Genomic DNA, 12,766 nt, shown 5'->3' on the forward strand with positions numbered 1-12,766 from the left:
AACCAGCTCGCTGGCTGTAAGGAGGCACTTCGATGTCAGTAGGCCACACCGGCGTTACCACTCTCGAAGGCCCACAGGGGCACGAGCACGAGCAGGATTGCGGCATACGCGAGGTACTCGACCGCATCGGAGACAAGTGGTCGGTGCTGGTGGTGGTGGAGTTGGCCGCCGGAGTGCGCCGCTTCCGGCAGTTGCAGCGGGCGGTGCCGGGGATCTCGCAGCGGATGCTGACGCTGACGGTGCGCCGGTTGGAACGCGACGGACTGCTCACCCGCAGCGTCTACCCGACCGTCCCGCCACAGGTCGAGTACGAGCTGACCAAGATGGGCCACAGCCTCCATACCCAGGTGCGGGGGTTGGCCGACTGGGCCGCCGCGCACCGCGACGCAGTAGTCGAATCCAGGCGGCGCTTCGACCGCGAACGGGCCCAGTCGGAGCTCCAATGATCGATACAACGCCCGCTCATCGGCAAATCCGCATGTTAGGCCGTTACGTTCCGGAGGCCATGTAGGCGGCGAGGATGTAGTTGGGGTGGCGGTCGAGGTTCTTGCGGGCACGGTCGTAACGCATGGTGGTGCGGGGGTCGGCGTGGCGGGCGGCGATCTGCACGTCGCGGAGGCTGACGCCGGCGTCGAGCATGGTGGTGACGAAGGTGTGACGCAGCATGTGTGGGTGCATCCTCGGCATCCGGATCCCGGCGTTGGCGGCCAGGTGCTTGAGCCGGCGGGTCGCGGCGTGGCGGTCCATCCTGGCTCCGAGGAGGTTGCGCAGGATCGGGCCGTCGAAGCGGCCGTCGACCGCTCGATCGACGGCCCTGGCCACCGCTGGCGGTAGAGGAACGAGGACGACTTTGCCGCCCTTGCCTCGCACCCGCAGGACGCGGTGGCCGTGCTCCTCTCCGATGTCGCTGATATTCGAGCCGCAGGCTTCGAAGATTCGCAGCCCGAGCAGGCCGAGCATGGTGACCAACGCGAAGTCGTTCGGGTTGTCGGACTGTCGTGCGGTGGTGATCAGTGCCTCGAACTGAAGGTGACCGAGCCCGAGGGTGGGTGATTCGGGTGGGACCACCGGTCTGCGGACGTAGTCGGCGGGTGAGTGCGGGAGGATGTCGTCGATGACGCAGACGCGGTAGAAGCCGATCACTACCGATAGGCGGCGGGAGACGGTCGAGGGCTGGAAGCGCCGGACGTCCTGCAGCCAGCGCACGTACCGCTCGATGTCGACGCGCGGCTGACAGTGGATCCAATTCTTGTCTGGTGCACCAGGTCAGGAAGACACGTAGGTCGGAGTCGGTGTGCGACCGGGTGTCACCTCGGTAGCGACCGAGGTAGGCGGCTACCGCCGCACGGAGAACGCGGCGATCAAGTGAGTCAGTACTGGAACCGGAAGCGGGAGAGGTAGTCATACCTCACGGTGCGTCACGGTCACAGGCAGTGCCAGCAGACCCGCCAAGCGGTATGTGCGTACACCTGATCATGGCCGTGCCCGTCCGACGGCTGACAGACAGGGGCATGGTCGGGAACTGTCGCACCTGAGTGGCAAGCTCGCGTCTATGCATGCCGACGCTGAGCACGCGACGCACCCCGAGGATCTGAGCCGTCTCATCGTCGAGAGGCTCAACGCCGGTGATGTCGACGGCTTGACCGCACTCTACGAACCCCATGGGGTGCTGGCGCTGCCCGATGGTGAAATCGCGACCGGTTCCGACGAGATCCGCAGGGCTTACCAGCGCATGGTGGCCGACAGGCCCCAGTTCGAGCCGGGCATCCAGCAACCGACCCTGCTCAGCGGAGGCTTGGCCCTCACGTCATCACGTTTGGCCAATGGGGTGGTGACCGTCGAGGTGGCGCGTCGCCAGGCAGATGGCACCTGGTTGTGGGTGATAGACCAGCCCAATGTCATCTCGTAGCTCAAAGCCCCGCAGGCGGTCGTCGTACCCGGCCCACGCCCTCATCTCGGCTGCTTGTTCAGAGCGAGCTTCCAGTCGGGTAGCGCGCTGCCGTCGGCGGGCTTGCGGTACGGGATGATCACCTCGGGGTTGCCGCGGTAGGCGCCGTCGGCCATGACCGGCCGTCCGGCCAGCTTCTGGTCGATACCACTGGTCCGGTAGACGATCGTGTCGTTGCGGTTGCCGGGCTGCGGATCGCCGAGGGCGACGACGAGGCGGGTGTGTGCGTCGATGGCGACCTGCAGGTTCGTCGAGTAGCGGTAGTTCTTGCTCTGGGCGGCCAGGCGGTGGTCGCGGGTCGGGATGAGGGTGCCGTCGACGATGGTGATCTGGTCGACCCGGCGGCGGCGTACCGGGGCCAGGGCGAGCAGAGGGCCGACAGTGTCGATGACCCGGTGCGCGGCGGAGTGCGACACCCCGAACAGCGGACCGATCTACCGCATCGTCAGATTCGTGCGCCAGTACGTGGCGACCAGCAACACCCGATCCGGCAGGTCAAGAGACCACTGCCTGCCCGGCCGACCATCAGCGATCGCGTCACCGCCACGCCGGGCGATCAGCCGGACCAGACGGCGGAACTGAACGGGCTGCAGCCCAGTGAACGGGAAGATCCACTCCGGGCGGCCTGCCGAGATCACCTGCACCCCGACATCATCGACGACCGTCCCCACCGGACAGTCACCGGGTTACGAGACATCCTTTAGGGAAGAAGATCAAGGATCAAGGGCTGTCTGGTGGCAGTGTGCATGATGCCGGGCCGACCGGGGCGGGTAGCATCCGCGTGGTTCGTCGACGGAAGAAAACCGACGGGAAGGAAACAGGTCAGTGCGTACTCTGCGGACAGCGGCTCCGGTTGTCGTCCTCGTTGCCGCGATGAGTCTTTCGGTCACGGGTTGCGGCGTCGGTGCGGGATCCACCGACAGTTCGGCGCCGCGCGGGGAAACATCCGCGCCGACACAGCTCAGCCCGGTGGAGAAGCTGGCGGACGCGGCGGCGAAGACGAACCAGGGGGTCATGACCGTCGTCCTACAGCACTCTGGCCTGACGGCCGACCACAGAATGGACCCGGCCAACAAGAAGGCCACTATGAGCATCGCCATTCCGGATCCGGCGGGCGACACCCTCCGGGCCGAACTGATCCAGATCGGCACCGACCTGTACGTACGAACGCGTGACCTGCCCGGCGTGCCCAAGATGTGGATGCACATCGGTGTCGCGACCCTTCCGGCCGGCAGTTCGTTCAACCTGCTGGCCGAGAGCGACCACACCGGGGCGGCCGACCTCGTAAGCTGCGTCGTCACCGCGAAACGGAAGGGTGGGGCCGACTTCGTCGGCACGCTGGACCTGACCCGCTCGCACTCCATCAGCCGGAAGGTGCTCGACGGACTCGGCCCGAAGGCAACGGCCGTTCCCTTCAGCGCTGTCACGAGCCCCGACGGAAACTTCTTCGAATTCAACATCGACGTACCGAGCGTGGACCCGACCTACGGCGCGCTCCGATACACCTACAGCAGGTCAGACGGGGTGGACGCCAAGCGGCCGGCCGCCTCCGAGGTCACCGACATCACCGCGCTACCACGATCGGTGATCGACCGCTTCGAGCTTTGACCAGCCGAAACACTCCCACTACCGCGACGCCAACCGCCCCCAGGTCCCTGCCTTCGGTCTCCGAGATAACTCAACCATCGCCGGGGAGATCCCACCGGTTACCGGCGATGTCAAGAAAGACCGCGACCCGGCCATAGGGTTCCGAGCGCGGCTCCCGAACGTACGCGGCGTCGAAGACTTCGACCCGGAGAAAAAACCGACTCGGCCGGCGGCCTGGTCACCGACAGCGGCATCTTGGCGTTCACCGTCTGCGCGGGCGAGAAGTAGCCCGGTCTGTGCGCCGGGAGGCCGAACGACCACCCACCGCTTCGGCCGCCCGTCGTTGGTGAATGACGGTAAGTCCTCCACGAGGTCGAACCCGAGTACGTCGGTGAAGAAAACGATCGCAGGGTCGTATTCGTCAACAATCAGGGTAACCAGGTCAATCTGCATCGCCGTAGCGTACGTACAGCCGTATCGGCCCCGTCGTCGCCGCGCTGCCTGCGGCATGAGCGTGCACCTGATCAAGTGGTCCTGACCGGTGTCACGCTCGATCGACAGTTCTCCAGAGCTGGCTCACCGACCGCCCCGCCAAGCGGGCGTTACCAGCCGTCGGGATTGCGGCCCGACTCTCGTGAGATGCCCGAGCCGGTGTCCGGGTAGCCGCCGAACCGCTCGTCATGTAAGTGCGCGAAGAAGTAGCACATCGCCTCGCACTCCGCGTCCATCACAGCCATGGCGGGGTCAGCGTGGACCCCGAGGTAGAACTCCTGACCCGCTGCGACGATGAACCCGCGGCAGTACAGGAAGCCATCATCCGATCCATCGGTATGTTCGTGGACCTCTTGTCGATCGAGGTCGTACAGCTTTCGCTCGACCACCCGGTCCAGGTTCGTCAGCTCCGCGCTCGACAGGTCGGCACACAGCCGCCGGAGATGCGTCAGGAACTGATCCATCCAGGCTTCGAGGGCATAGAGGCTGCCGTTGTCGTCGTCCGCCGCCGGATCACGCTCGACCAGCGCCGCGCGGACGCGAGCCGGCTCCGGCCCGCACATTCCCCACGCCGACTCGACCAACCCCCAGAAGCAAGCCTCCTCGGTTGGGGTCGGCACCCGGCCCCGGCCATCCGCCGCCACGGAAGGAGGGTACCGGGCCCCACCGACATCGGATCCACGACCGAACGGCCAGGTGAGGCGCGACGGGAAGCCTCCGTTCGTACCATCCGCTCACACTTTGTCCGCGGCTCGCGAGGGCGCCGAGATGCACATTGGCGGGTCGCGTCGGGTCGGCGGAAGTTTGCACCGCGCTGCCCGTCCTGGTAGCCATGCACCGTATCGACAAAGAGCGGCTACCGTGTCGGCGTGCGCATCATCGGTCGTGATGTCGAACCGGTCACGGAAATTGCCTACCGGCGGGCCCGGTCCGGCGGCGGCACCGAGACGGCCCGACTGACCGTGGGACGCCTGGCCGTCGGTCAGCTGCCCACCGGTTGTGACGCGGTACTCGTAACCGGAGATCTGCAGGGTGTGACGCCCTCGCCGTGGGGCGGCCCGCCCGTGCTGCTGGGCGTTGCGCTGGGCGACTATCTGTCGGTCTGGGCTGAGCAGGAACTCATCCCACCGCCGGCGCGCCTCGCCGTGGTCCTCGCCGGTGACCTCTACTGCGCCCCCACCGCCGACCGCCGGGGTGCCTCCGGCGAAGTCGCCGACGTGTGGTGGGCCCTGGCCTCCGTCGGCTGCCGGTTGATCGTCGGCGTGGCCGGCAACCACGACGTTGTCGCGAGCGATCAACTCGCCGAACTCGGCCCTGCGGCGGCGCTACTGGACGGAGACTGGATCGACCACGGCGGGGTACGCTTCGCCGGAGTCGGCAACATCGTCGGCGATCCGCGCCGGCCTGGCCGCCGAAGCGAACAGAGCCAACTGGCCCGCCTCGGCGCCGCACTCACCGGCCGCCCCTCCGTACTCGTTCTGCATGAAGGACCGCCGGGCGAGCACATCGACCAGCCCGGTAACCCCGTCATCGGCGCTCACCTGCGCGAGCATCCACCGACCTTGACCGTGTGCGGGCATGTCCACTGGGAAGCACCCCTGGCCCGACTCGGTGCTGGGCACGTGCTCAACGTCGATGGCCGGGCCATCCTCCTGACGCCGCAACCCGATTGACGACCAAACGATCTGGCACTGCCACGGGACAACGCCATCATCACCACCAGTTCGCTCGTCCGCGTCCGCCCTCAGATGTCGGCAAGGGAACCGCACCGAGGCCGACCGCCGGCACCAGACACGGTGCCCAACGGGCCGGCCCCATTCGTTGTCTCATCGGCCCACAATCGACTGCACTCATCCCGGCTCGTCCGTGTAGCGTTGCATCCACGGTGTCATCACCGAGCGTTGCGCTTCTTTGTGGCGTGCTTCCGTGCGGTGAAGCGGACGGGACCGGCCTGGTTCGGATCCGGCATGGCAGCATCGTTGGGTGACCGAGACGACGGACTGGCGCGACTGGCATTCGCCGTACGCCGACGACACGTCAGCGTTGTCAGGGAGACTGTGGCTCCTGCAGCGCCACATCGGAGACTGACTGGACGAACGGCCGGAGTCCTGGTTGCGGGTCGTCAGCGTGTGCGCGGGCCAGGGCAATGACCTCGTCGGTGTCCTGACACGGCGCTCGGATGCCTACCGGGTGCATGCGGCGCTGATCGAGAAGGACCCGCGCAACGTCTCAGCCGCACGGGAGGGCGCCGCCACAGCCGGTCTCGACGGGATCACCATCATGTGTGCCGATGCCGGTGACTTCGCCGCGTACCGCACCGCTGTCCCGCCAACCTGGTCCTTCTCGCTGCCGTACTGGGCAACATCGGCGACCAGGATCCGAGCAACGATCGCCCCGCTGTCGAGGCCGTGCGCGCCGGGAGCCACGGTCGTCTGGACCCGGAGACGTCGGGATCCTGACTGCCCCCGGCAGTCAGGCGCTGGTTCGCCGGGGTGGGCTTGGGTGGGCTTCACCGAGCGGGCCTTCGACGCGCCACCGGACGCGCTGTTCTCGGTCGGCGTGCATCTGTTCCACGGGCAACCCGAGAGCCCACCTCCGAGCGGCCGGATCTTCACCTTCGTGCGGTAAGGGCAATTCGCCGCCTGCCCAATTCTCCGGTCCGACCTCACGTCACACGCTCGATGTAGCGCAATGTCCGCGGCAGCTCCGCGCACCGAATTTCAGCTGTTTGACACCGGCCCGTTATCCGATCGACCAGGTCGCCGCTGGTGACTCTCGGCTGGGCGACACATCATGCCACCAGTGCAAATACGTCAGCTACCCGGCCATGGCCAAGCCCCGAAGATGACGCCAAGGCAGATTGCCAATGTCCTTGCTCATGGCCTGTTCCTGTCCCGGTAGCCGGGTCCAGCAAGCCGGAACCCCTCCTGACCCGTGCCCGACTCGCGGAGCGAGAAGTCGCGTCAGACTGGCCATCGTCATCGCCGGTCAGCTAGCGGGCGCGGGCGCGGAGCGCTTTCCGGTAGCGGTCGAGCGCGTCCTCGACGATCCCCATCTCGTACGCCAAGGTGCCGTGCGCGCGGTCCCTCGCAAGGAATCGGAGTACGTCGAGCGGGGCGACCGCTTCCAGGAACCCGTCGGGCGTGTTGGAACGGATCACCGGGATGCTCACGACGGATCCCGAGCCGCTGTCGGAGTACTGGTGTCCCCAGCGACACGGCCAGGCGCGTACCGCGGTCTCACCGAGATACCGGACCGCGCCGTCGACAAACTCGTCACCGGCCGCCGCCCGCACCGCCTCGGGGCTGTCGAAGCGATCCAGCATCAGACGTTCCAGCGCCGCGAGGGAGTCGAGTGAAAAGTCGAAAGGGAAGTCGTCGGGCAGATGGCGGTTCCGCCACCGTTCCAGCACCACGTCCATCACGCCGAGCCATTCGTCCAGAGAACGGCGGGCGGGCGGGTCCAGGTATCTCCGGTCGTCCTCCATGTACCACCCGAGGGTATCGGGCTCGGCCGCCGGCGCACCCGCGGGTGGCCCGCTGCTGCCCCGGCGGGCCACCGGAAGGCCGAACTCCTCGCGCAACGCCTCGGCCTGCTCCGGCGTGAGAAGGACGTAGCAATCCGTCCCGCCGTCGTCCTCTCCATCGACCTGGTAGAAACCCCGTGGATCGGTCCCCCCAGGCGTCAGGTCGTCAAGACCCTCCCGGATCGCCTCGAGGTCCAGGCAACGCGGCGACCGATGCTCCAGCGCCCACCAGTATGACTGGCCGTCGCGCCGAAAGTGCAGGCTCTGTTCCCCGTCCTCGTCCTCCACCAGCTCGATGTCATCGATCACGACTGAGCCGCCGGAGCACGCCACCGCCCGCTCCAGAAGCATTCGGTACCCCTCCGCCGGGTTGTCCACCTTGCCGGGGACCCGCACGCCGATGCCCAAGGGGCCGAACGCCCGCATCAGCTCGCCGGCATCCCGCTCCTCGTCGAGGTCCGCCCACTGACGGATCTCGACCAACCCGGCCACAGCCCTGGTGTCCGACTCGATGCCGAGCTGCGCCAACCGCTCCGCCAACCCCTGGTACGTCCGCCGAAGTCCTGTCGCCACAAGGAAAGTCTGACATTCGACCCAACGATCACCGCGCGGGCCGCCCACCGCGATGACGCCATCGGTCGCACGGCCCGAACCCTGCCAGAGCCCGGCCTGCTCGGCTACCACCATGGTCACGTCGTAGTCAGACCATGCGGTGGCTACGCTGCGGGCACGCGAACCCGGTGAGGATCACGCCGCGGACCGCAGGATCGGATGGTGGCCTGGGCCATCACCTGGCCGAGGACGTCCATCGCCGCGTTACCTCTTCCAACTTCGCCGTTCACAGGGCACGCCGGGCTCAGAAATAACCGAACCGCGACCGGCGGCAATGGATTTCCGATGGACCTCACGTACTCGACGCCTCAACCCGGAACGTTGTGCACTGGGACCGGTCCATACCGGCGTGGAGTCCACGACGGTGGGTGACGGGTGTGGCATCCGGGCGCGCACGATCGGCGGCAGATGTGGACGCCGGCAGCCGCCGGGGAGCCATCCGTGGGTGGCCGCACACCGTGTTCCCGAGCCAAGGCCGCGGTGGAAGTCCTCCCGCAAACCAGCATGATCAGGCTGGCCCAGGCTCATCGCGCGGTGTCGTAGGCGCGACGTGCCCGCTCCACCTTTTCGAGGTGGGCATCGGTCCAGGTGGCCAGGTGCGCGAAGAGCGGACCGAGGCTGGCACCCAGCTCGGTGATCTCGTACTCGACTCGGGGTGGCACCTCGGCGTGGTAGGTGCGTGCCACCAGCCCGTCGCGTTCGAGTTGGCGTAGCCGCTGGGTGAGTACCTTCGGCGTGATGCTGGTCAGCCGGCGCTCGAGCTCCACGAATCGCTGCCGACCGTACTCGTGAAGAGCCCAGAGGATGGGCGTGGTCCATCGACTGAACACGATATCGACGACCGGCGCGACCGGACAGGCCAGCTCGGGGTCCGCTGATCGCTCCATATGTCCTCCGTCACAACGGCAATACTATCCTCTAGGTACCTACTATACCTGCGCCACTAACGTCACCCTCAGCCGCGCGAGCGACGCGGTTGAACTGGAGAGACAGACATGTTTGTCGTGACAGGTGCCACCGGGAATGTCGGCCGGACGCTGTTGTCGATCCTTGCGGCGTCGGGTGCCGCGGTGACGGCGGTGTCCCGTGGACGACGCCCGCTGGTCGCACCCGGCGGGGTCCGCCACCATCTCGCAAACCTCGAACAGCCGGAAAGCCTGCGCCCAGCGCTCGCTGGCGCGGAAGCGATGTTCCTGCTCGTGGAGGGTGCCGGCGCACATCTCGACATGCCCGAAATCCTGCGGGTCGCCGCGGCCGCCGACGTGAAACGCATCGTGTTGCAATCCTCGCAAGCGGTTGGTACAAGGCCGAGGGCGGCGTCACACGCGCCCCTGCACGCCATCGAGGACCTCGTGCGCCGGTCCGGTCTCGGCTGGACGATCTTGCGCCCCGGCGGCTTCGCCTCCAACTCCTTCGGGTGGACCGACCCGATCCGGGCGAGCCGGACGGTGACCACGCCTTTCGGCGAGGTCGGCCTGCCCGTGGTCGACCCGGACGACATCGCCGAGGTGGCCGCCGCCGTGCTCCGCGACGGCGTTCACGACGGTCGCACGTACGAGCTGACCGGTCCGGCGCTGAGCACGCCACGTGAACGGGTTGCTGATCTCGCCGCCGCGCTCGGCGAGCCGATCCGCTTCGTCGAGCAGACGCCCGATCAAGCCCGCGAACAGATGCTGCGGTACATGCCACCGCCGGTGGTCGAGGGCACACTGGCGATCCTCGGCGCGCCGACCGCACGGGAGCAGCGGATCAGCCCGGACGTGTCGGAGGTCCTGGGCCGATCGCCACGCCCCTTCGCCGCATGGGCCGCACGCAACATAGACGCATTTCGTTGACGTTGTTGGGCTGGGCGAACCGCCCTTCTCCGGTAGCCGATGATCGGACAGCCATGATCGGTTGTCCGATCATCGGCAGTTTCGGACGTCGACCGGTACGGGCGGCCGGTCACGAAGCGTGGCAACCACCGGCTGCCGGTGTCGCGCACGGTCGGCGGCAGAAGAGCGAGCCGTTGGTCCGCAGTTGGTTGGACGCCGGTCTTCAATGCGATCATCGGGTGATGAGCCTGCTCACGGGACTTTGGCGCAGGATTTTCGAGCGCTCCCAGGCGCCCCGTATCGAACGAAAAGTTGTCGAGGATTTCGCCTACGAGCAGGCCGACCTGCTTCGGGACGGGAAGGTGACGAAAGAGCAGGCGCTCGTCGCCATCGCCGAACGCTTCCCGGAGATGACACCAAGACAGGTCACCAATGCTCTCGCTCATGGCCTGTTCTTGTCTCGGTAATCAAGAGTGTGGTGAGACCGCCCAGCGCGATTGTCCAGTTCCGTGACGATCCGTCCGGTGAGTACCGGTCATGGCCTGGGTTATAGCTGATCAGAGGTAGTCGAAGTAGCGGTCCCACCAGGTGTTGACGCGGGCGGAGACGTTGTCCTTGTTCCAGGCGCCGTCGTAACGCTGCCAGAGGGGTTCTTCGGGGATGAGGGTGTAGGTCAGGTCCTCCAGGGCGCGGCGGATCCGGGTGTCGTCGTCAGGGTGGAGCAGTTGGGCTGCTTCCTGGTCGGTCCACACTCCGGGGTTGTCGACGGCGAGGACGGCCAGGCCGCCGAAGTTGCTGATGACGATGACGAGACGCCGGAGGGTGCCGGTGGCTGTGGCGGAGATCTCGATGCGGCCGTGGAAGCTGGCGTCCTCTACTTTCCGGTCGACCTCGCATTGGCAGCCGAAGTCGTGGTCGAGTCGCTGCGCCAGCTGGTTGAACCGTGCCCTGGCCCGGCGGTGCTGGTAGTTCGCCGGCACCTCGAGGCAATCGGGGTCGTCAAGGGAGCGCAACAGCCGCCACAGCAGGGTGTCGTCGGCAACCACTTGATCATTGTGCCTGATTCGGCGTCTTGTCGGCCTGGCAAGCCACGCACCCACCGGCGCTGGTAGGGGCGTCAAGCTGAAGTGTCGACGATCGCCTATGCCGAGGATCGCCGACCTGGTGCGAGTGGGATAGCGGCATTGTCAGCCGGTGTTGCCCAGCACGGTGGCTGGCTGTGGGCGTCCGCCAAGCCCTGGCTGCCGGTTGGCAGCCGTCCCGCCCGGGGTCGGCCTTCGAACTCCTCCTGCCGGACTCGTCGGACGGGTGCTGACAGTCGTTCCGTCGGGCGGTGCGCAAATCGCGGCAGATCAGCGCGCTGGTGTGCATGTTGCTGGCCGTCGGTGCGTCGAGGGTTGGTGGAGCGCGGTCGTCTGTCGCGGCCGAGCCGGTTTGGTTGGTTTGACGCGCGGTCCGACCGTGCCGGCCAGCTTCGGGGCTCTGTGGAGCGTTCGGATTGCTACCCATGTCGACGTTCCTTCCGGTGGGGCGGGATAGGCTGAGATCCGTCCTGCCGCCGACCTTGGGAGACGACATGTGGTGGTCGGGCGCCGGGATCCTGGCGGTCGTCTTTCCCGCCGTCACGGTCGCCGTGGGTTACCAGCTCGGCGGCTATCCCGGCGTACCCATCGGCTTCCTCGTTGCCGGCATCGCGACGTGGTTCGTCGGACGCAGGCTGAACCGCGCCGACGACCCGGCGACGAACCACAACGGACACCGCTTGTATTCAATCCCCATGCAGTACTGGGCATTTCTTTGGGCGTTCTTTGCGCTGACGCAGACCGTCCTGGAGCTCCTGGGAAAAGCGGGCTGGCAACAGGAGTGACGGGCGGTTCAAAGCCGTCGGCCAGTTCGGCACCGCGCGGCACATCCGCAGAGTGTTGCTGCGGATCGATTCGGGCACGGCCGACACCGAGTTGCTGCTGCACGTTCGGCACCAGCTTGACGACCTGATCGTAGCGGAGTTACTCGACGGCTGGACATCGCTGCCATAGCCCTGGGAAATGGGGTGTGGACACAAAAGCCGGGCTGGCGTAGGAGTCCAAGATCGGGTGCACTGATCTCGGCAGATCCGGACGTCGAGCGGCGCGGAAGGGCGGTCACGGAACGTGACGGCACCGAGTTGGATGGCGTGCTCGGACGGCGGCTTGACCCAAGGGGCCACCCTCCAGTTGTGACGGTCGACTCCTGGCGGCAGACAGCGCAGGCCATCCTCGCCACTCGGGCCTACCGGATCGCGATCTGGCTCTTCCGCGTCGCGAATCTTGTCGGCGTTCCGATCACCATCTGGCTCTTCGGCTTCGAGGCCGGAGGCGCGCCCGCGCCACCACCCTGGACGAAGGCGTTGATCTGGGGAGTCGCATCACCAGCGCTGTGGGCCGGCTGGGGCCTGCTACTCCGAGCTGGCCTACTCCGCCCGATGTTTATCGACCCTGATCCGAGGATCACCCGGGCGGTCCTTATGCAGGTGTCCCGAGATCTCATTCCGCGCCGTCGTCCTCGGTCGTAGGAGCCGTCGTCTGCTCCCGGTGCCGTTCCGTCCAAGCTCACTCGCGACCACCTTCTGTCACTCGCATCCAACGCGTGGATCTCGCATTGGATGCGACCCGGCCCGCATCTGGGCTTGTCAAGTCATGGAAGTGGGACAGCAAGTATCGGTCGGCATCGCGCCCGAGACAGTCGGTTCCGACCGTCCGGACAGCACGTATGCCCTGGTCAAAGCCTTGCGATCAGGACGCGCGACCG

The 12,766-nt window shown here is 66.8% G+C and carries 13 protein-coding genes and 2 pseudogenes; 8 read left to right on the forward strand and 7 right to left on the reverse strand.

Annotated elements, in window-relative coordinates:
* The first annotated feature begins 32 nt into the window (after window positions 1-32).
* A complete protein-coding gene (locus Pma05_RS27115) occupies window positions 33-446 on the forward strand; it encodes a winged helix-turn-helix transcriptional regulator (RefSeq protein ID WP_203860319.1) in 414 nt (137 codons plus the stop codon).
* Window positions 447-489: 43 nt separating this feature from the next.
* On the opposite strand, the gene Pma05_RS27120 is transcribed toward Pma05_RS27115, so the two are convergent.
* A complete protein-coding gene (locus Pma05_RS27120) occupies window positions 490-1,206 on the reverse strand; it encodes a tyrosine-type recombinase/integrase (RefSeq protein WP_203860320.1) in 717 nt (238 codons plus the stop codon).
* Window positions 1,207-1,552: 346 nt separating this feature from the next.
* Between Pma05_RS27120 and Pma05_RS27125 the strand changes: the two genes are divergently transcribed.
* Window positions 1,553-1,909 (forward strand): YybH family protein, encoded by a 357-nt coding sequence (locus Pma05_RS27125; RefSeq protein WP_203860321.1) that lies wholly within the window; start codon window positions 1,553-1,555, stop codon window positions 1,907-1,909.
* A gap of 44 nt (window positions 1,910-1,953) precedes the next feature.
* Here Pma05_RS27125 and Pma05_RS27130 read toward each other — a convergent pair.
* Window positions 1,954-2,592, reverse strand: a pseudogene (locus tag Pma05_RS27130) (transposase family protein); the annotation flags it as partial.
* Between the two features lie 325 nt (window positions 2,593-2,917).
* Here Pma05_RS27130 and Pma05_RS27135 point away from each other — a divergent pair.
* Complete coding sequence (locus Pma05_RS27135; protein WP_203860322.1) at window positions 2,918-3,556, forward strand: hypothetical protein; 639 nt, start codon at window positions 2,918-2,920, stop codon at window positions 3,554-3,556.
* 70 nt (window positions 3,557-3,626) lie between these two features.
* On the opposite strand, the pseudogene Pma05_RS27140 reads toward Pma05_RS27135, so the two are convergent.
* Together Pma05_RS27140 and Pma05_RS27145 are read right to left on the reverse strand one after the other, a co-directional pair.
* Window positions 3,627-3,988: pseudogene (locus tag Pma05_RS27140) on the reverse strand (VOC family protein).
* Window positions 3,989-4,137: 149 nt separating this feature from the next.
* Complete coding sequence (locus Pma05_RS27145; protein WP_239313183.1) at window positions 4,138-4,671, reverse strand: DUF4240 domain-containing protein; 534 nt, start codon at window positions 4,669-4,671, stop codon at window positions 4,138-4,140.
* 318 nt (window positions 4,672-4,989) lie between these two features.
* Between Pma05_RS27145 and Pma05_RS27150 the strand changes: the two genes are divergently transcribed.
* Together Pma05_RS27150 and Pma05_RS27155 are read left to right on the forward strand one after the other, a co-directional pair.
* Window positions 4,990-5,700, forward strand: coding sequence for a metallophosphoesterase family protein (locus Pma05_RS27150; RefSeq protein ID WP_239313185.1), 711 nt, complete (start codon window positions 4,990-4,992; stop codon window positions 5,698-5,700).
* Between the two features lie 439 nt (window positions 5,701-6,139).
* Window positions 6,140-6,655, forward strand: coding sequence for an SAM-dependent methyltransferase (locus tag Pma05_RS27155; protein ID WP_239313187.1), 516 nt, complete (start codon window positions 6,140-6,142; stop codon window positions 6,653-6,655).
* Window positions 6,656-7,019: 364 nt separating this feature from the next.
* On the opposite strand, the gene Pma05_RS27160 is transcribed toward Pma05_RS27155, so the two are convergent.
* Together Pma05_RS27160 and Pma05_RS27165 are read right to left on the reverse strand one after the other, a co-directional pair.
* Complete coding sequence (locus tag Pma05_RS27160) at window positions 7,020-8,240, reverse strand: hypothetical protein (RefSeq protein ID WP_203860324.1); 1,221 nt, start codon at window positions 8,238-8,240, stop codon at window positions 7,020-7,022.
* Window positions 8,241-8,689: 449 nt separating this feature from the next.
* The gene (locus Pma05_RS27165; RefSeq protein WP_203860325.1) at window positions 8,690-9,052 is read right to left on the reverse strand and encodes a winged helix-turn-helix transcriptional regulator; all 363 of its coding nucleotides are present in this window, start codon (window positions 9,050-9,052) and stop codon (window positions 8,690-8,692) included.
* 108 nt (window positions 9,053-9,160) lie between these two features.
* Between Pma05_RS27165 and Pma05_RS27170 the strand changes: the two genes are divergently transcribed.
* Both Pma05_RS27170 and Pma05_RS27175 read left to right on the forward strand, forming a co-directional pair.
* Entirely contained in the window at window positions 9,161-10,000 is an 840-nt protein-coding gene (locus Pma05_RS27170; protein ID WP_203860326.1) for an NAD(P)H-binding protein, read from the forward strand.
* Window positions 10,001-10,221: 221 nt separating this feature from the next.
* The gene (locus Pma05_RS27175) at window positions 10,222-10,446 is read left to right on the forward strand and encodes a hypothetical protein (protein ID WP_203860327.1); all 225 of its coding nucleotides are present in this window, start codon (window positions 10,222-10,224) and stop codon (window positions 10,444-10,446) included.
* 90 nt (window positions 10,447-10,536) lie between these two features.
* On the opposite strand, the gene Pma05_RS27180 is transcribed toward Pma05_RS27175, so the two are convergent.
* Window positions 10,537-11,025, reverse strand: coding sequence for a hypothetical protein (locus Pma05_RS27180; protein WP_203860328.1), 489 nt, complete (start codon window positions 11,023-11,025; stop codon window positions 10,537-10,539).
* Window positions 11,026-11,486: 461 nt separating this feature from the next.
* Here Pma05_RS27180 and Pma05_RS27185 point away from each other — a divergent pair, with 461 nt between their 5' ends.
* Complete coding sequence (locus tag Pma05_RS27185) at window positions 11,487-11,846, forward strand: hypothetical protein (protein ID WP_203860329.1); 360 nt, start codon at window positions 11,487-11,489, stop codon at window positions 11,844-11,846.
* Window positions 11,847-12,766 lie beyond the last annotated feature (920 nt).

The organism is Plantactinospora mayteni (assembly GCF_016862935.1).
In the GTDB taxonomy this organism is placed as follows: domain Bacteria; phylum Actinomycetota; class Actinomycetes; order Mycobacteriales; family Micromonosporaceae; genus Plantactinospora; species Plantactinospora mayteni.